The 17151-nt window shown below is 58.7% G+C and carries 17 protein-coding genes and 1 pseudogene; 14 read left to right on the forward strand and 4 right to left on the reverse strand.

The window, feature by feature from the left end; genetic code table 11:
* Positions 1 to 24: 24 nt before the first annotated feature.
* Entirely contained in the window at positions 25 to 708 is a 684-nt protein-coding gene (locus VL003_RS10110) for an LOG family protein (RefSeq protein WP_487047253.1), read from the reverse strand.
* On the opposite strand from VL003_RS10110, the gene polA reads away from it, so the two are divergent.
* Positions 707 to 3424: a DNA polymerase I gene (polA, locus tag VL003_RS10115; protein WP_325442089.1), complete on the forward strand. Its 2718-nt coding sequence runs from the start codon at positions 707 to 709 to the stop codon at positions 3422 to 3424. The two genes, VL003_RS10110 and polA, sit on opposite strands and share 2 nt — an antisense overlap.
* A gap of 26 nt (positions 3425 to 3450) precedes the next feature.
* Positions 3451 to 4236, forward strand: coding sequence for a dienelactone hydrolase family protein (locus VL003_RS10120; RefSeq protein WP_325442091.1), 786 nt, complete (start codon positions 3451 to 3453; stop codon positions 4234 to 4236).
* Between the two features lie 84 nt (positions 4237 to 4320).
* Here the strand turns inward: VL003_RS10120 and htpX are convergent, their stop codons facing one another.
* Positions 4321 to 5208, reverse strand: a complete 888-nt coding sequence (htpX, locus tag VL003_RS10125; protein ID WP_325442093.1) for a protease HtpX — start codon at positions 5206 to 5208, stop codon at positions 4321 to 4323.
* A gap of 194 nt (positions 5209 to 5402) precedes the next feature.
* Between htpX and VL003_RS10130 the strand changes: the two genes are divergently transcribed.
* Both VL003_RS10130 and VL003_RS10135 read left to right on the forward strand, forming a co-directional pair.
* Positions 5403 to 6290, forward strand: a complete 888-nt coding sequence (locus VL003_RS10130) for a DMT family transporter (RefSeq protein WP_325442095.1) — start codon at positions 5403 to 5405, stop codon at positions 6288 to 6290.
* 98 nt (positions 6291 to 6388) lie between these two features.
* Complete coding sequence (locus VL003_RS10135; protein ID WP_414708285.1) at positions 6389 to 7216, forward strand: sulfurtransferase; 828 nt, start codon at positions 6389 to 6391, stop codon at positions 7214 to 7216.
* Here VL003_RS10135 and VL003_RS10140 read toward each other — a convergent pair.
* Complete coding sequence (locus VL003_RS10140) at positions 7213 to 8352, reverse strand: aromatic ring-hydroxylating oxygenase subunit alpha (RefSeq protein ID WP_325442097.1); 1140 nt, start codon at positions 8350 to 8352, stop codon at positions 7213 to 7215. The genes VL003_RS10135 and VL003_RS10140 overlap by 4 nt on opposite strands.
* A gap of 177 nt (positions 8353 to 8529) precedes the next feature.
* Here VL003_RS10140 and VL003_RS10145 point away from each other — a divergent pair, with 177 nt between their 5' ends.
* The 9 genes from VL003_RS10145 (at position 8530) to VL003_RS10185 (ending at position 15843) form a co-directional block, all read left to right on the forward strand.
* Positions 8530 to 8826: an exodeoxyribonuclease VII small subunit gene (locus VL003_RS10145; RefSeq protein ID WP_325442099.1), complete on the forward strand. Its 297-nt coding sequence runs from the start codon at positions 8530 to 8532 to the stop codon at positions 8824 to 8826.
* Positions 8823 to 9740 carry a polyprenyl synthetase family protein gene (locus VL003_RS10150; protein WP_414708286.1) on the forward strand — a complete coding sequence of 306 codons (918 nt, stop codon included), beginning with the start codon at positions 8823 to 8825 and terminating at the stop codon, positions 9738 to 9740. The genes VL003_RS10145 and VL003_RS10150 overlap by 4 nt, the downstream gene beginning before the upstream one ends.
* Before the next feature lie 50 nt (positions 9741 to 9790).
* Positions 9791 to 11692: a 1-deoxy-D-xylulose-5-phosphate synthase gene (gene dxs / locus VL003_RS10155; protein WP_325442103.1), complete on the forward strand. Its 1902-nt coding sequence runs from the start codon at positions 9791 to 9793 to the stop codon at positions 11690 to 11692.
* 85 nt (positions 11693 to 11777) lie between these two features.
* A complete protein-coding gene (gene folE2, locus VL003_RS10160; RefSeq protein ID WP_325442105.1) occupies positions 11778 to 12584 on the forward strand; it encodes a GTP cyclohydrolase FolE2 in 807 nt (268 codons plus the stop codon).
* A 203-nt stretch (positions 12585 to 12787) separates the two neighbouring features.
* Positions 12788 to 13162: a 30S ribosomal protein S6 gene (rpsF, locus tag VL003_RS10165; RefSeq protein WP_325442106.1), complete on the forward strand. Its 375-nt coding sequence runs from the start codon at positions 12788 to 12790 to the stop codon at positions 13160 to 13162.
* Between the two features lie 22 nt (positions 13163 to 13184).
* A complete protein-coding gene (gene priB, locus VL003_RS10170; RefSeq protein WP_325442108.1) occupies positions 13185 to 13502 on the forward strand; it encodes a primosomal replication protein N in 318 nt (105 codons plus the stop codon).
* A 98-nt stretch (positions 13503 to 13600) separates the two neighbouring features.
* Positions 13601 to 13873, forward strand: a complete 273-nt coding sequence (gene rpsR, locus VL003_RS10175) for a 30S ribosomal protein S18 (RefSeq protein ID WP_325442109.1) — start codon at positions 13601 to 13603, stop codon at positions 13871 to 13873.
* 14 nt (positions 13874 to 13887) lie between these two features.
* Positions 13888 to 14343, forward strand: coding sequence for a 50S ribosomal protein L9 (gene rplI / locus VL003_RS10180; RefSeq protein WP_325442110.1), 456 nt, complete (start codon positions 13888 to 13890; stop codon positions 14341 to 14343).
* Between the two features lie 114 nt (positions 14344 to 14457).
* Positions 14458 to 15843 (forward strand): replicative DNA helicase, encoded by a 1386-nt coding sequence (locus tag VL003_RS10185; RefSeq protein ID WP_325442112.1) that lies wholly within the window; start codon positions 14458 to 14460, stop codon positions 15841 to 15843.
* Between the two features lie 147 nt (positions 15844 to 15990).
* Here the strand turns inward: VL003_RS10185 and pdxA are convergent, their stop codons facing one another.
* Entirely contained in the window at positions 15991 to 16995 is a 1005-nt protein-coding gene (gene pdxA, locus VL003_RS10190) for a 4-hydroxythreonine-4-phosphate dehydrogenase PdxA (RefSeq protein ID WP_414708284.1), read from the reverse strand.
* Here pdxA and VL003_RS10195 point away from each other — a divergent pair.
* Positions 16943 to 17151, forward strand: a pseudogene (locus VL003_RS10195) (4-hydroxythreonine-4-phosphate dehydrogenase PdxA); the annotation flags it as partial. The gene pdxA and the pseudogene VL003_RS10195 overlap by 53 nt on opposite strands.

Consider the following 17151-nt stretch of genomic DNA (forward strand, 5'->3'; position numbering starts at 1 on the left):
CCGCTTCGTTCGCGGGCTGCGGGCCTATTCTGTGGGCAATATGGCGCTACGGCCCAGATGTTCGGCGTAATCAGAGCAAAAGCCTTCAATGTGCTGCATCACCACGTCGATATCGTCGCTGATGGTGACCAGCTCAAGGTCGTTGGGGCCGATGAGCTTATGGGTCAAAAGCTGTTGCCTCATCCAGTCGAACAGGCCGGCCCAGAAGTCGGCCCCCATTAAGATGATGGGCGCAGGCGGAACCTTGCGTGTTTGCACTAAGGTCATCACTTCGAATAGCTCGTCTAGCGTTCCAAAGCCGCCGGGCATGGCAATGTAGGCTGCACTATGCATAAAGAACGTCGCCTTGCGCGAATAAAAATACTCAAACTGAAGGCTGTGTGTCTGGTAGTGGTTATTGGTGGTTTCGCGGGGCAGGCTGATGTTCAGGCCTATACTTGTGCCTCCGGCTGTATAGGCTCCTTTGTTGGCGGCCTCCATAATGCCGGGCCCGCCCCCGGCAATAACCGGCAAGCCGGCCTGAGCCAAGCGTTGACCTAAAAGTTCGCTTAGCTGGTAGTACGGCGAGTCGGGCTTGATGCGGGCGCTGCCAAAAACGCTTACACCCCAACCCACCTGCATCAGGGTGTCGGCGGCAGCCTGCATCTCTGACATAATTTGGGGAATCTGCTCGGCTGCCGATGCGCGCACTATTTTATTTACTGTCATGAAAAAAACCTTGTTGCTTGTTGATGGGTCCAGCTATTTGTACCGTGCCTATCATGCCCTGCCCGATCTGCGTAATGCCAAAGGCGAACCAACGGGCGCCATGTATGGTGTCGTTTCCATGTTACGTAGGCTGCTTCAGGATTACAAGGCAGATTACGCGGCCTGCGTCTTCGATGCCAAAGGTGGCACTTTTCGTGACGATATTTACCCTCTTTACAAGGGGCACCGACCCGACATGCCCGATGATCTGCGTGCACAGATCGAGCCCATACACAAAATGGTGGCAGCGTTGGGTTGGCCGGTGCTGGCTGTGTCGGGGGTCGAAGCCGACGACGTTATCGGAACCCTTGCCAAACAGGCCACGGCCCTGGGCGTGCGCACGGTAATTTCTACCGGAGACAAAGATCTGGCTCAGTTGGTAAACGAAGACGTCGAGCTCGTAAACACCATGAGCGGAGAAAAATCCGACGTCGAGGGGGTGATGCGCAAGTTCGGTGTGCGCCCCGACCAGATCATTGATTATCTGATGTTAACAGGCGATGCCGTTGACAATATTCCAGGAGTCGAAAAGGTCGGGCCCAAAACTGCCGCCAAATGGCTTAATGCCTACGACACGCTAGACAATCTCGTGGCGAATGCCGACGAAATAAAAGGGGTGGCGGGCAATAATTTGCGCAAGGCCATTCCCGACTTTGACATGACGCGCAGACTGGTTTCGATCAAGCTCGATTGCGATATTCCATTTTTATCCGACGATCTATCCGATCTGAGGCCAAAAAAGCTCGATCGCGACACGCTTATCGACCTGTATGACCAATACGGTTTTCGTACCTGGTTGCGCGAGCTTAGCGGCGATGCCGAGCGCATACCCGAACAAGATGCACGCATCGCGCCCGAGCTGCCCCCGGCGCCTGCCCAGGTGAACTACGAAACCGTGGTCGACCGCGCGGCGCTCGATATCTGGGTCGAGCGCCTGAGCAAGGCCAAACTGGTTGCGCTTGACACCGAAACCACGTCAATCGATCCGATGCAGGCGCGTATTGTAGGTCTGTCACTGTCGGTCGAGCCTGGGCAAGCCTGCTACATACCCATGACGCATCGCGGGCCCGACAATCCGCAACAGTTGTCCATGTCCGAAGTGTGGTCACGGTTGCGCCCCTGGCTCGAAGACCCCAAGGCCGCCAAGGTGTTGCATAACGCCAAGTACGACAGTCATATCTTCAGCAACGAAGGCATTGCGCTTGCCGGCATCGCCGAAGACACCATGCTGCAATCGTACGTGCTCGAGTCGCATCGGCGCGTCAATATGCAAGAGCTTGCCCAGCGCTGGCTCGGGGTTACTGGCGTTACCTACGAAGAGCTTTGTGGCAAGGGTGCCAAACAAATCTGTTTCGACGAGGTTGAGCTTGCCAAGGCGGCCATTTACGCCTGTGAGGACGCCGACTACACCTTGCGCTTGCATCAGGTGTTGCGACCGCAGGTTGCGGCCAATGAAGGGTTCGAACGCATTTACCAGCTCGAGCTTCAGGTGTCCGGAGTGCTGACAACGATCGAACGCACGGGTGTGCGTATCGACGTGCAGGTATTGAATACCCAAAGTCACGAACTGGGCCGGCAAATGCTCGAGCTTGAACAGAAGGCACACGAGCTTGCGGGGCAACCCTTCAATCTTAATTCGCCCAAACAACTGGGCGAGATCCTGTTCCAGCGCATGGAACTGCCGGTTGTGCGCAAGACGGCAAGCGGTGCTCCGTCTACCGACGAAGACGTACTGACCAAACTCGCTCGCGACTATCCCTTGCCCCAGGTATTGCTCGAATACCGTGGCCTGTCCAAACTTAAATCCACCTACACCGACAAACTGCCTCGTATGGTCGACCCAAAAACAGGCCGGGTTCATACTCGTTACTCGCAAGCGGCGGTGGTAACCGGGCGGCTTGCCTCTTCAGACCCTAATCTGCAGAACATACCCGTACGCACTGCCGAAGGGCGACGGGTGCGTAGCGCCTTTGTTCCGGCTCGGGGCAAGATCGCGTCGGCCGACTATTCGCAAGTCGAGTTGCGCGTCATGGCGCACATGTCGGGCGACAAAAACCTGCAAAGTGCTTTTGAGCGGGGCGAAGACATTCACATGGCAACCGCCGCCGAAGTCTTCGGCACACCGCTGGCGCAGGTTTCTGCCGAGCAGCGCCGAGCCGCCAAGGCGATCAACTTCGGCCTTATCTATGGCATGGGCGAGTTCGGGCTGGCAACCAACCTGGGCATTACACGCGACGCAGCGCGGTCTTACATTGATCGTTACTTTACGCGCTACCCCGGCGTGGCGTCGTACATGGAGCAAACCAAGCTCAAGGCGCGCGAGCAGGGCTACGTCGAAACCGTGTTCGGACGCCGCTTGTGGCTGCCCGACATCAAGGGCGCCAAAGGGCCCAGACTGGCAGGCGCAGAGCGCGCGGCCATTAATGCGCCGGTGCAGGGTACGGCCGCCGACCTGATCAAAATGGCCATGGTGGCGGTGCAGCGCTGGATCGAGGCCAACAAGCTGGAAGCCGTCGTGATCATGCAGGTGCACGACGAACTGGTGCTCGAGGTGCCCGACCACGAAATCGATCTGGTTCGCGCCGAACTGCCTGCCCTGATGTGCGACGTTGCCAAGCTTGACGTGCCATTGGTGGCCGAGGTGGGGGTCGGCGACAACTGGGAACAGGCCCACTAGACTTCATTCAAACAAGGAGCTGACAAATGTCTTTTTCACGTATTACAGGTCAGGCTGATACCACCATACATACGCCCACCCAGGGGCTGGAGCAGGGCGACTTCAAACTGCCCACCTTCGACGGCGTGATTGATGCCTACTACGCCAGACCGCAAGGCAAGGAGGGGCTGCCGGTCATTCTGGTGCTCCAAGAGGTGTTCGGCCTGCACGAACACATTCGCGATGTCTGCCGACGCTTCGCACGCGAAGGCTATTTTGCGGTGTCGGTCGAGCTCTACCAACGGCAGGGCGACCCAAGTACCTACGAAAATGTGCCCGAACTTATTCGTGACATCGTTTCCAAAGTCTCCGACGAGCAGGTCTTTGCCGATCTGGATGCCGCAGCCAAATGGGCCGGCCAGCAGGGGGGCGACACTGCCCGGCTGGGCGTTACCGGCTTCTGTTGGGGGGGCAGGCTTACCTGGATGTATCTTGAGCACAGTGATGTGGCCAAGGCGGGGGTGGCATGGTATGGCAAGCTGGCGGTAGGCCACGGCCCTTTGCAAAAGCGTAACCCGGTTGATGTGGGGCCGACACTGAAAGCACCTGTCCTGGGCCTGTATGGTGGCCGAGATGCCAGCATTCCGCTCGAAGACGTGCGCCGCATGGAAAAAGGGCTGGCTAACGGAAACGCGGTGGCCCAGGCTTCCCGCGTGGTGGTCTACCCCGATTCAGACCATGCTTTTTACGCGGATTACCGCCCCAGCTATAACGAGCGCGATGCTCGCGACGCCTGGGCCAAGGCGCTTGAATGGTTCAAGACTCATTTGTAAAAAACAACCGGCCAGCTACACAAACTGTATCTGGCCGGCGGTTTTGCAAGCGTCGGTCAGACGCTGGCTTCAATAAAGGGCTGCCTAGTTTGCGACTGTGCGCTCTTGCAAGGCGCGAATGCGCGTTTCAATGGGGGGGTGGGTGGCAAACAGGGCGCCAATGCCGCGACCGCCCGAAATACCCGAGGCTTCAAAGGTTTTTGGCAACGCACCCGGCTCCAGGCCACCTAAGCGGGCCAGTGCGCGGATCATGGGCTCACGTGCGCCCATGAGCTTGGCCGAACCGGCATCGGCACGAAACTCGCGCTGACGCGAGAACCAGGCCACGATGATCGATGCCAGGATGCCGAATACTATTTCACAGACGATGACCGTGGCGTAATAACCCATGCCCACGCCGTCACGGTCGTTTTTGAGCAAGACGCGGTCTACAAAATACCCCACCACGCGGGCAAAGAACACCACAAAGGTGTTGACTACGCCTTGTATCAGGGTAAGGGTGATCATGTCGCCGTTGGCTACGTGGGCCACTTCGTGTCCCAGAACGGCTGCCACCTCTTCTTCGGTCATGCTTTGCAGCAAGCCGGTCGATACGGCGACCAAGGCGTTGTTCTTGAAGGCGCCGGTGGCAAAGGCGTTTGGCTCGCCTTCGTAGATGGCCACTTCGGGGTGGCCGATGCCGGCGCGGTCGGCCAGCTGGTGCACGGTGTCGACCAGCCAGCGCTCACGCGAATTGGCGGGGGCCTGGGGGTCGATAACGCGCGCGCCCGTGCTTTGCTTGGCCATCCATTTGCTCATCAGCAATGAAATGAACGAACCGGTAAAACCGACCAGCGCGGCAAATATCAGCAGTTGGCCCAGGTCAAGGCCTTCGGCGGTCAGGAAGCGCCCGACACCCAGTACGCTCATGGTAATGCTGAGCACGACCAGAACGGCGAGGTTGGTCACCAGAAAAAGAAAGATGCGTTTCATGCAAAGGTTTCCTGTCTTGCGAACTGTAGTATTAATGTTGCCTGAGAATATATGGAGACAGCTGGCGGGGATTAAAGTGCCCGAAGCGCAAATTATTTCATTGAACTGGGAAAAAGCTGCGGTGCACCGGCACAAACAAAGTCCGCGACGCAAGTATAGTAGCGTCTTTGGTCCCTGCGCTATTGGGTGGTTAGATGCAATCGTTGTGGATGTTGCTGGCGTGTGCCATGTTTGCGGTCATGGGCGCATGCATCAAGGTCGCGGCTGATTTTGGCGCATCGCTTTCGCAAATTGTCCTGTTTCGCGGTATTCCGTCGGTGCTGCTGTTGTTTATCTGGGCCAGCTCGACGCGACGCACATTGCGCCCACCTACCTGGAAATTGCATCTATGGCGCAATGTGTCGGGCATTTCCTCCATGTGGGTGGGTTTTTATGCCTTGTCGAACCTGCCCCTGCCCACAGCAATCAGTCTTAACTACACGTCGCCCCTGTTCATCGCGGGCTGGATGCTGGTTTCCGGCGCGATTCGACGTGACTGGCTGCGCATTGCGGCGGTCGTATTTGGTTTTTTGGGCGTGGTGGGAGTGTTGCGGCCGAGCATCGGCGAAGAGCATTTTTTCGCTGGTCTGTTGGGGCTTTGCGCGGGGGCGCTCAGCGCGGTGGCCATGCTCCAGGTCCGTGAATTGGGCCGGGTGGGCGAACCCGAGTGGCGCACCGTGTTTATATTTTCCGCTTGTGTGTGCCTGACCAGTGTTGTCGGCCTGATTGTGCAAGGCTGGGCGCACGCGGGCCCGCAAGCCTGGCTCGGCCTCTTTGCATTGGGCACCTCAGGGTTGGTGGGCCAGCTTGCCATGACACGCGCCTTCGGTTACGGGTCTACTTTACTGACCGCGGCCTTGCAATACACGACCATTATTTTTGCGACACTGCTGGGTATTGTTTTTTGGGGTGACCGCCCCGATGTCGTGGCATGGGCGGGCATGGCATTTATTATTGGATCGGGCTTGCTTTCTACCTGGCGTACTTATACCGACAGCAGCAAGCGACGGCAGGCGTCGGGTTCGGGCATGAAACCGGGGTAACTTAGTGGCAAAGCAGGCCGTCGCACCGAGCGATATTTCCAAACAAGAGGTTCACCTTGAGCGATATTCTGATCACACCCGACCAACTTCAACACGCCATGGCCCACGAGCCGTGGCTCGTTTTCGATGCCCGTCACGACCTTGCCGACCATAGCGCAGGGCGCAAGGCCTATGACGAAGGGCATATACCCGGAGCCATATACCTGGACCACGAGCGCCAGCTTTCTGCGCCGCGAACCGGAGTCAACGGCCGACACCCATTGCCCAGCTTGAACGATTTCGCCGTGTTCATGCGGGGCCTGGGGCTAAAGCCCGATTCCAGGGTCGTGGTGTATGACGCGAGCGCAGGCATGTTCGCCGCTCACGTCTGGTGGATGCTTCGCTGGATGGGGCATCAGCAGGTGGCGGTGCTTGATGGCGGTTGGCAGGCTTGGTTGGATTCGGGGGGCTTGGTCGAGGCCGGTGCGGCAGCCATGTCTGACGCGCCGGCCGTTTCCGCCGCCCAGTCCATGCCGAATGACGTGCCGAGCATGCCCATTGTGGATGCCCAGGCCGTATTGGCCAACCTTAGTGCGCCGACTTTTACCGTACTCGATGCGCGGGCGCCTGAACGTTTTCGCGGAGAGGTCGAACCCATGGACCCGGTGGCGGGGCATATTCCGGGGGCGCTTAACCGGCCAAACTCATTGAACTTGCAGGCCAACGGCCGGTTCAAGCCGGCAGAGCAACTACATGAAGAATTCACCGAGCTGTTGGGCGAACGTGACGCCCGGCAAGTGGTGCATCAGTGCGGTTCGGGCATTACGGCCAGCCATAATTTGTTTGCCATGGAACTGGCAGGCCTGCATGGATCCGCGCTGTATCCGGGTTCGTGGAGCGAATGGTGCAGCGACGCCAAGCGCCCGGTGGCAAAGGGCGACCGCTAAGCCGCCTTGCCGGACATTATCTTTCGATACCAGGCATGAAAATGCAGCATGCCGTCTTCCATGGGCGACTGATAAGGGCCTGATTCGTCGATACCCCGTTGCATCAGCGCTTTACGGCCAGCATCCATGCGCTCGGCGATTTCGTCGTCTTCGATGGCGGTTTCCATATAGGCCGCCCGTTGCGCTTCGACGAAATCGCGCTCGAACGCCGCGATTTCTTCGGGGTAGTAAAACTCGACCACGTTGACGGTTTCTTGCGGGCTAATGGGATGCAGCGTAGACAGCACCACCACGTGAGGGTAGAGCTCGATCATGTGAGTGGGAAAATAGGTGACCCATACGGCTCCGAAATCGGGCGGCTGCCCTTGCCGGTAGCCCAGCAGCTGGTCGTGCCACTTGCTGTATATGTCGCTGCCTGGCTGAGCCAGGGCATTATGTACGCCCACGCGCTGCAGGCTGAACCATTCGGAAAACTCCCAGCTCAGATCGTCGCAGGTCACAAAACGGCCCAGGCCCGGGTGAAAGGGCCCGACGTGATAGTCCTCGAGATAGACCTCGATGAAGGTTTTCCAGTTGTAGTGGCAATGATGGATTTCAACGTGGTCAAGCACGTAGTCTGAAAAATCGAACTCGGGGCGCTTGAACAAGTCGGCCATGTCGGTGGCGGGGTCGCGTGGGCCTTCGAACAGCAGGCCGTGGCAGTTCTTAAGGCTGTAGCGCTGCAGGTTCATGCACGGCGTTTCAGGAAAAAGCGGTGCACCCAGCAGCTCGCCCTGTACGCTGTATGTCCAGCGATGCACCGGGCAGACGATATTGCCGCCCGTTTGCTGCAGATTGCCCGAGGCAGGCGCACCGTTTTGGTTGAAACCCAGCATAATTGCCTGCCGATGGCGGCAAACATTAGACATGAGCTCAATGCCTTGGGGGCCATGCACAAGCACCCGACCGCTGTTTTCGTGGGGCAGGGTGCGCCAGTCGCCCATTGCGGGAACTTGCTTTTCGTGCCCGGCGTAAATGGATGACTGCTTGAAAATCAGTGCTTTTTCGCGAGCAAAAACGGCTTCGTCAAAGTAGCTGCTGACTGATAATTGAGTTCGCGCAAGCGCAAATTGCGCCTCCCGACCAATGTCGGTCATGGATTCCCCCCGCGTCGATGAAATCGGAAGTGAACTTTTAATTGTAGCGTAGATTTTCCTTTATAAAACAAGGGTTCCCATACGTTTTTGTGAGTTGGGGGCCCGCATCTCGTACAATTCGTATTGCAAATCGATTTTTACGGCGCAAGCCGAATTCTTCTTTCTGGAATTTTTCCTATGGTTGATCACGGCAAGGCACCCGGTGCGGCGCTGGAAGCAGGCGGTGTGCCTGACGCAAACGAACTGCCTCAAGATTTCGAGACGGCGCTGGCGCAGCTCGAAAGCCTGGTGTCGCAGATGGAGAACGGTTCGTTGCCTTTGGATCAATCGTTGGCGGCCTATCAAAAAGGGGTTGAGTTGGCCCGCATCTGCCAGAAGTTGCTTGACTCTGCCGAAGAGCAAGTCAAGGTATTGCAGGGCAATTTGCTCAAGCCCTTCGACGAACTCGACATAAGCCCGCCTGCCGAGAGCTGATCATGAGCCAAATTGAATTTCCCGACTGGCTGGCCCAGCGGGCGCAGCACATGGAGTCCGTGCTTGAGGGGTTCTTACCCGAATCCACCGTGGCCCCGGCGCGTCTGCATGAAGCCATGCGTTACGCTGCCATGGGTGGCGGAAAGCGCATTCGAGCCGCGCTGGTCTACGCCGCCGGCGAGGCCTGCGCGCCCGCCGGCAAGGGCGTTTCAGCGGCGCAGGGCATTGCGCTTGATCATGCCGCCGCCGCTGTCGAACTGATACACGCCTACTCGCTGGTGCACGACGACCTGCCATGCATGGATGATGATCAGCTGCGCCGCGGTCGTCCCACCGTACATGTGCAATACGACGAGGCCACTGCCATGCTGGCGGGCGACGCACTACAACCTCTGGCGTTTGAGCTTCTGGCTCAGATGCCTGTGGCGCCCGCCCTAGTGGTGCAGGCCGTTGAAACGCTTGCCCGCTGCTCGGGTAGCGCCGGCATGGTGGGGGGGCAGGCCATCGATTGCGCCAGCGTGGGCTTGAACCTTACTCAAGAGCAACTGCAAACCATGCACAGCATGAAAACCGGCGCCATGCTCGAAGCCAGTGTTTTGCTGGGCGGAGTTGTGGTGGGGGCCAGCTCTACCGCGCGTCAGGGACTAGAGAAATACGCCGACGCAGTGGGTCTGGCCTTTCAGATTGTGGATGACGTGCTGGATGTGGTGGCTGACACGTCCACCCTCGGAAAAACCGCGGGCAAAGACGCTGCCGGCAATAAACCTACCTATGTTTCGCTGCTTGGTCTGGATGGTTCGCGCGATTTGCTCAAGGCCCTTTTGCATGAGGCTCAGACGGCAATACTGCCCTTGGGCCCAACCGGCACACGTCTTGCTGAGCTTGCCGACTATATCGTCGGGCGCAATCGCTGACGCGGCATCATTCACCAGAACTTCATGCTCCCGATATTCGCTTTTTACGTATGACTACTGTTTCTCTCGAACAAATTGAGTCTCCGGCCGATCTAAGGGCGCTGGATCGCCGCGAGCTGAAAGAATTGGCGGGCCAGTTGCGCGCCTTCGTCCTGGAGTCGGTGTCGAAAACGGGGGGGCATTTGTCGTCCAACCTGGGTACAGTCGAGCTCACTATCGCGCTGCATCATGTATTCAATACGCCCGACGACCCCATTGTGTGGGATGTCGGCCACCAGTCTTATCCCCACAAGATCCTAACCGGACGTCGCGAGGCCATGGCGCACCTGCGTCAGCGAGGCGGTATATCGGGCTTTCCCAAGCGTAGCGAGTCGCCCTACGACGCTTTCGGCACGGCACATTCGTCTACATCGATTTCGGCGGCCTTGGGCATGGCGGTGGCGGCTCGCAATAAAGGCCTGCAGCGCCAACATATTGCCGTCATCGGCGACGGAGCCATGACAGCCGGCATGGCATTCGAGGCCCTGAACAATGCGGGCGTAACGCCTGACGTCAACATGCTGGTGGTGCTTAACGACAACGACATGTCGATCTCGCCGCCGGTGGGTGCGCTTAACCACTATTTTGCGCGCTTGTTGTCGGGGCGGTTTTACGCCACCGCCAAGAACATGGGGCGCGCCGTGTTGCAGCATGTTCCGCCCATGCTCGAGTTGGCGCGTCGCTTCGAAGGTCACGCAAAGGGTCTGGTAGCCTCGCCGGCCACTTTGTTTGAAGAATTGGGTTTCAATTATGTCGGCCCTATCGACGGCCACGACCTCGACGCATTGATTCCCACGCTCGAGAACCTGCGTTCGCTGGGCGGGCTGCAGTTCTTGCATGTGGTCACACGCAAGGGCCAGGGCTACAAGCTGGCCGAAGCCGATCCGGTTCTGTACCACGGACCGGGCAAATTCGACCCTACGGTGGGCATCCAGAAGCCTTCTTCGCCGCCTCGCCAGACCTTTACGCAGGTGTTCGGCCACTGGTTGTGCGACATGGCCGAGAACGACACACGCCTGATAGGCATTACGCCCGCCATGCGCGAGGGCAGCGGCATGGTCGAGTTTCATAAGCGGTTTCCCCGGCGCTATTTCGACGTAGGCATTGCCGAGCAGCATGCGGTGACCTTCGCGGCCGGCCTGGCCTGTGACGGCATGAAGCCGGTCGTGGCCATTTATTCCACCTTCCTGCAACGCGGATATGACCAGCTGATCCATGATGTGGCGCTGCAAGATCTTGACGTCACGTTTGCGCTGGATCGCGCCGGCCTGGTGGGGGCCGATGGGGCAACCCATGCCGGCAACTACGACATTGCCTTTTTGCGCTGTATTCCCAATATGGTTGTGGCGGCGCCGTCAGACGAGAACGAAACGCGTCTGTTGCTTTCCACCTGCTACCACCACGAGGGGCCCGCGGCAGTGCGATACCCACGCGGAGCCGGGTGTGGGGCATTGGTCGAGGCGGGGTTGGCTACGGTACCGCTGGGCAAAGGACGTATCCTGCGCCAAGGGCGGGGCATTGCCATTGTCGGGTTCGGCACCTTGGTGCAGGCAGCGCTTAAGGCCGCTGAGCAACTGGACGCCACCGTGGTTGACATGCGTTTCGTCAAGCCGCTGGATACCGAGCTGCTTGATACGCTGGTTAAAAGCCATGAGGCCATCGTAACGGTCGAAGAAGCCGCCATCATGGGGGGGGCGGGCAGCGCGGTGCTTGAACACCTCAGCGCCTGTGGGGCGAGCGTTCCGGTGCTGCAACTGGGCTTGCCCGATTGTTTCATCGACCATGGCGAGCAAGGCGCGCTGCTGGCCTCGCTGGGTCTGGATGCCCAGGGTATCGAGCGTTCCATCCAGGCCCGCTTCCCGGGCCTGCTCAGCGCCAAAACCCATAATGTCCCCAGTTCCATAGGGGATTAAGCGCATTTGCGGCTAAACTGACCCATAATAAATAGTTGTCTACTTCAGTGGCCAGGCCTGCGGCCTGGCTTATTCAGGTCAAGTTATGAATTCAGTTACCGATTCCGTCGTTGCGATGCCCGATGTGCAAAGCAGCCTAGACACCCGTCGTCTGGCCATTCAACGCGTGGGTGTGCGCGGCGTGCGGCATCCGATGCTGGTTGCGGGCGCCAACGGCGAGGCATTGCCCACCGTTGCCAACTGGGAGCTCACCGTCGCGTTGCCCGCCGAAGAAAAAGGCACGCATATGTCGCGCTTCGTGGCCTTGCTCGACCAGCACCGTCGTACACCCCTGACTCCGGCGCTTTTTTGCGAGATGGCCGAAAAAATGCTGCCCTTGCTTAATGCCAATCAGGGCGACATTACGGCTGTTTTTCCATACTTCATCGACAAGGTAGCACCGGTATCGGGCGTATCCAGCCTTCTCGACTACGAAGTCAAATGGTCGGCGCGTGCCTCTCTGGGCGAATCCACCGCGTTCGAGCTTACCGTGGTGGTGCCGGTAACCAGCTTGTGCCCATGCTCAAAGGCCATTTCCGAGTACGGCGCCCATAACCAGCGTTCGCACGTCACCGTCAGCGCTGTGGTAGGTGACCTGGGCGGGCTCGACTTGCCGGGGTTTATTCAAAGCATCGAGCAACAAGCATCTTGCGAGCTTTGGGGCCTGCTCAAGCGTGGCGACGAGAAATACGTTACCGAAAGGGCCTACGACAACCCCAAGTTTGTCGAAGACCTGGTGCGTGACGTGGCCATGGTGGTCAAAAGCACCAAGGGTGTGCAACGCTTTCGCGTCGAGGCAGAGAACTTCGAATCCATTCACAACCATTCGGCGTACGCCGTGGTTGAAGGCTGATCCAACAATGGCTCGCGCCACAGCGCAAGCCATGCTAAACTAGCTGGTTTCTTGCTCGACCGGTTTTGTGCTGAATAGTGAGTGTGCGGCGGTTTAAGCTGCGGTTCAAAGTGCGCTGTTAAAGCGTGCACTGTTATAGCGTAAGGCTTGGCGGGCTAACCTTTTGGCAGGTTATGCCAAAAGACATCCACAAGGAGTATTACATGCGTCACTACGAAGTAGTGTTTATTGTGCATCCCGATCAAAGCGAGCAAGTGCCCGCCATGATCGAGCGCTACCAGTCGCTGGTTACCGGCGAAGGCGGCCAAGTGCATCGCCTCGAAGACTGGGGTCGCCGTCAGCTGGCTTATCCCATTCAAAAGCTTGTCAAGGCTCATTACGTTTGCATGAACATCGAGTGCGGCCAAACCACTCTCGACGAACTCGAGCATTCGTTCCGCTACAACGACGCTGTGCTGCGCCACCTGGTCATCAAGACCAAAAAGGCCGACACTGCACCGTCCATCATGATGAAGTCCGTCGAGCGTGAAGAGGCCCGCAAGGCCAGCACCGAATCGGCCGGCTCCGACAAGGAATAAGCAGCTCGTTCGGAATTTGCCCGTGAACCAGCTTGCACTGACGGCTACCGTTCTTGAACTCAAGCCGTTGCGATACACCCCCGCAGGTGTTCCCGCCCTTGAAATGCAGTTGGAGCACGAGTCGGAAGTTTTGCAGGCCGGCATGCAGCGTCGTATCAGCATGACGGTCGGGGCAGTAGCCCTGGGCGATATCGCTTTGTTGTTGGCAGACACGCCACTCGGAGCCGGTCTTTCCATCCAGGGTTTTCTGGCACCGACGCGCAAAGGTTCCGGCAAGCTGGTGGTTCATATCCAGCAGGCAAGTCGGGTTTTTGCAGGTGGCGGCAGCGCCGTGGTCTAGCAAATTCGAACGAATAAACAACGCGTTGGCCGCAAGCGGTTCGATGCATCGTAATTCAGCCCAGGGCGCAGCCCGGGCATCAGACAATAGGCACACAAATGGCTTTCTTCAAAAAAGGCAAAGAGAAACGTAAGTTCACGCAACAGAACCCGCTTTTCAAGCGCCGTAAATTCTGCCGTTTCACGGCAGCAGGTGTCGAGCAGATCGACTACAAAGACCTGGACACCCTGCGTGATTTCATCCAGGAAAACGGCAAGATCATTCCTGCACGTCTTACCGGCACCAAGGCCCACTATCAGCGCCAGCTCGATTCCGCGATCAAGCGTGCGCGCTTCCTGGCGCTGCTGCCCTACACCGACAACCACAATTAACCCGAGGCTACGTCATGCAAGTCATTCTGCTCGAAAAAGTCGTCAATCTGGGTAACCTCGGTGAAGTCGTCCGTGTTCGCGACGGTTACGCCCGCAACTACCTGATTCCCAAGAAAATCGCCCGTCGCGCAACCGACGCGGCCCTCAAAGAGTTCGAAGCACGCCGCGCCGAAATCGAGAAGGCCCAGGCCGAGAAGCTGGCCGCTGCCGAAGCAACCGGCGCCAAGCTCAACGGTCGCACTCTCAAGATTTCGCAAAAAGCCGGTGTTGACGGTCGTCTGTTTGGCTCGGTAACCACCATGGACATCGCTGAAGCGCTGGCCGCCGATGGTTTCGAGGGCATCCAGAAGTCGCAGATCCGCCTGGCCGACGGTGCCATCAAGGCGGTGGGCGAGTTCCCCGTGCAGGTTCTTCTGCATGCAGACGTCGTCTCCGACATTACGCTGCAAGTGCAAGGCGAAATGGCCTGATCCAGGCCGGCTCGGGCATGGTACATTGGCCTACACGGCCTGTGTACCGCGCTTTGCATTCGCTATAAGCCGGCGCAAGCCGGCTTTTTTTATTCCGGTCACGCCAAACAATATATGTTGGACACTAAAAAACTTTCGGGCGACGCCCAGCTCGACTATCTGCGGGTGCCGCCCCATTCGGTCGAGGCCGAGCAATCGGTGCTGGGCGGCCTGCTGCTCGATAACTCCGCCTTTGATCGCATCACCGATGTCTTGGGCGAAGAAGATTTTTATCGGTTCGACCATAAGATTATCTGGCAGCACATTACGCGGCTGATCGGCCTGGCCAGGCCGGCCGACGTGGTTACGGTATACGAGTCGCTGTCCAGCGTCGGCAAGGGCGACGAAGTGGGTGGCCTGTCGTACCTTAACGCCCTGGCGCACAACACGCCATCAGCGGCCAATATTCGTCGCTATGCCGAGATCGTGCGCGAACGGTCCATGTTGCGCAAGCTGGTGTCCGTCGCCGACGAGATCTCAGCGGCGGCGTTCAATCCCAATGGCAAAGAGGCTCGTCAATTACTGGACGAAGCCGAGTCGCGAGTCTTTCAAATTGCCCAGGAAGGGGCGCGTGGCAATTCGGGCTTCCAAGAGATACAACCGCTGCTGTCGCAGGTGGTCGAGCGCATCGACGAACTCTATCATCGCGAAGGCGATTCCGACATTACCGGTGTTCCCACAGGCTTCAACGACCTGGACCGCATGACCTCCGGTCTGCAACCCGGCGACCTGGTGATTGTGGCGGGTCGCCCCTCCATGGGTAAAACTTCGTTCTCCATGAATATCGGCGAGCACGTGGCCATTGAGCAGGGCCTGCCGGTTGCGGTGTTCTCGATGGAAATGGGCGCCGTGCAACTGGCCATGCGCATGGTGGGCTCGGTGGGAATGCTCGACCAGCATCGCATGCGCACGGGCAAGCTTACGGCCGATGACTGGCCGCGGCTCACCCATGCGGTTCAAAAAGTGCAGGAAGCCCAGATATACATCGACGAAACACCGGCGCTCAGTTCGATGGAAGTGCGTGCGCGGTCACGGCGCCTGGCGCGTCAGTGCGGCCAGCTTGGCCTGATCATTATCGACTATATGCAGCTGATGTCGGCCAACTCGGCGGGCGAAAACCGGGCCACCGAAATTTCAGAGATCAGCCGGTCGCTGAAGGGGCTTGCCAAAGAGCTTAATTGCCCATTGATCGCGTTGTCACAGCTTAACCGCAGCCTCGAGCAGCGTCCCAACAAGCGGCCTGTCATGAGCGATTTGCGCGAGTCGGGCGCCATCGAGCAGGACGCCGACCTGATCCTCTTCATTTACCGCGACGAAGTCTACAACCCCGATTCGCCCGACAAGGGTTCGGCCGAGATTATTATCGGCAAGCAGCGTAACGGACCTATCGGTTCGGTGCGCCTGACCTTCCAGGGCGCCAGCACCCGCTTCCTGAACTTTACGCCCGGCATGACGCTTTAAACGCGTACACGATCGGGCGCCAAGGGTGATCCAGCCGAACACAACGGCTGTGGTGCCGTGTGCCGGCAACCGACTGGCGGCCAGCATGACAAGCAGCAGCTTGAGCAGAAACGGGTCTATGCGAAACATCTAAGAATGGAGCGTGTGTCAATCGCGCTGGGGGGTGGAAAACACTTGGGTCATGGCCACCGCCATATCGTAAGCGGCGTGAAGTGAGGAAGGGTCGGCGATGCCTTGACCGGCGATGTCGAAGGCAGTGCCGTGGTCGACGCTGGTGCGCACGAAAGGCAGGCCCACGGTAACGTTGACCCCTTGTTCGACACCCAGGTATTTGACAGGTATTAAACCCTGATCGTGGTACTGCGCTACGACGATGTCGAATTCGCCTTTGCGCGCCCGCATGAAAATAGTGTCGCCCGGCCAGGGGCCGGACACATTCAGGCCTTGTGCTTGTGCCTGGGCGATAGCGGGTCCGATGATGTGGATTTCTTCTTGGCCGAAACGGCCGTTCTCGCCCGCGTGGGGGTTCAGGCCGGCCACTGCAATGCGAGGCTGCACGACCCCGGCCTGCAGGCAGGCCTTGTGCGCCAGCCTGATGGTGGTCAGCTCATTTTCAATGGTGATGTGTTTGAAAATGTCTGCCAAAGCCAGGTGGATGGTGACCAAAATAACCCGCAACTCGGGGTTGGCCAGCATCATGGCATAGTCAGTGGTACCGGTGCGCTCGGCCAGAATTTCAGTATGACCCGGAAAATCAATGCCGCCCGCCTGCATGGCGTCTTTATTAAGCGGCGCAGTGACAATGGCGCGCAAGCGGCCCGCTATTGCATCGTCGATGGCATGGCACAAATAATCGTAAGCGCCGCGGCCGGCCTCTGCGCTTAATTTCCCCATGGGCAAGTTGCGCGGCAAAGGTTGTCGGCGGTTGAGGACGATCAGTGTGCCGGGAGGCATCTGTTCGGGCAGTGCGTCGATGTGCTCAATCGGCGAAATGGCGACAGCCAGCCCGAGGCGCCGGGCGGTGTCTTGCAGCACGCCTGCGTCCCCATACACAACGGCGGGCGCTGCGGCGCCCACTGTCGTGTACGGCGATGCGGGCGTGCTGCGCGAAACAGCGCAGCACCTGGGCCTGGCAACCCAGGTGGTTCCCATCGAAGGTATCGACGCCCTGCCCAAGCAGGCGCCACCAGGAACCATCTACGTGCTTAACCGTCGGCCCCCACTGCCCAGCAAGCTGCCGGCGGGCAGGCTTAGTGCCGACGCCGGCCGTGGGGCTTACGACTATCTGTGCCATGCCATCGATGATGC

Origin of the sequence: Pusillimonas sp., from assembly GCF_035515275.1 — a bacterium.
Classification (GTDB): Bacteria; Pseudomonadota; Gammaproteobacteria; order Burkholderiales; family Burkholderiaceae_B; genus Pusillimonas.

Bases quoted from the DNA above. Each gene is read 5' to 3' on its own strand.
- VL003_RS10120 (WP_325442091.1), top strand. From the start codon at position 3,451: ATGTCTTTTTCACGTATTACAGGTCAGGCTGATACCACCATACATACG.
- htpX (WP_325442093.1), bottom strand. From the start codon at position 5,208: ATGAAACGCATCTTTCTTTTTCTGGTGACCAACCTCGCCGTTCTGGTC.
- pdxA (WP_414708284.1), bottom strand. From the start codon at position 16,995: ATGGGAACCACCTGGGTTGCCAGGCCCAGGTGCTGCGCTGTTTCGCGC.
- rpsR (WP_325442109.1), top strand. From the start codon at position 13,601: ATGGCTTTCTTCAAAAAAGGCAAAGAGAAACGTAAGTTCACGCAACAG.
- VL003_RS10145 (WP_325442099.1), top strand. From the start codon at position 8,530: ATGGTTGATCACGGCAAGGCACCCGGTGCGGCGCTGGAAGCAGGCGGT.
- VL003_RS10130 (WP_325442095.1), top strand. From the start codon at position 5,403: ATGCAATCGTTGTGGATGTTGCTGGCGTGTGCCATGTTTGCGGTCATG.
- dxs (WP_325442103.1), top strand. From the start codon at position 9,791: ATGACTACTGTTTCTCTCGAACAAATTGAGTCTCCGGCCGATCTAAGG.
- VL003_RS10110 (WP_487047253.1), bottom strand. From the start codon at position 708: ATGACAGTAAATAAAATAGTGCGCGCATCGGCAGCCGAGCAGATTCCC.
- VL003_RS10135 (WP_414708285.1), top strand. From the start codon at position 6,389: ATGGCCCACGAGCCGTGGCTCGTTTTCGATGCCCGTCACGACCTTGCC.
- rplI (WP_325442110.1), top strand. From the start codon at position 13,888: ATGCAAGTCATTCTGCTCGAAAAAGTCGTCAATCTGGGTAACCTCGGT.
- folE2 (WP_325442105.1), top strand. From the start codon at position 11,778: ATGAATTCAGTTACCGATTCCGTCGTTGCGATGCCCGATGTGCAAAGC.
- polA (WP_325442089.1), top strand. From the start codon at position 707: ATGAAAAAAACCTTGTTGCTTGTTGATGGGTCCAGCTATTTGTACCGT.
- VL003_RS10140 (WP_325442097.1), bottom strand. From the start codon at position 8,352: ATGACCGACATTGGTCGGGAGGCGCAATTTGCGCTTGCGCGAACTCAA.
- VL003_RS10185 (WP_325442112.1), top strand. From the start codon at position 14,458: ATGTTGGACACTAAAAAACTTTCGGGCGACGCCCAGCTCGACTATCTG.
- rpsF (WP_325442106.1), top strand. From the start codon at position 12,788: ATGCGTCACTACGAAGTAGTGTTTATTGTGCATCCCGATCAAAGCGAG.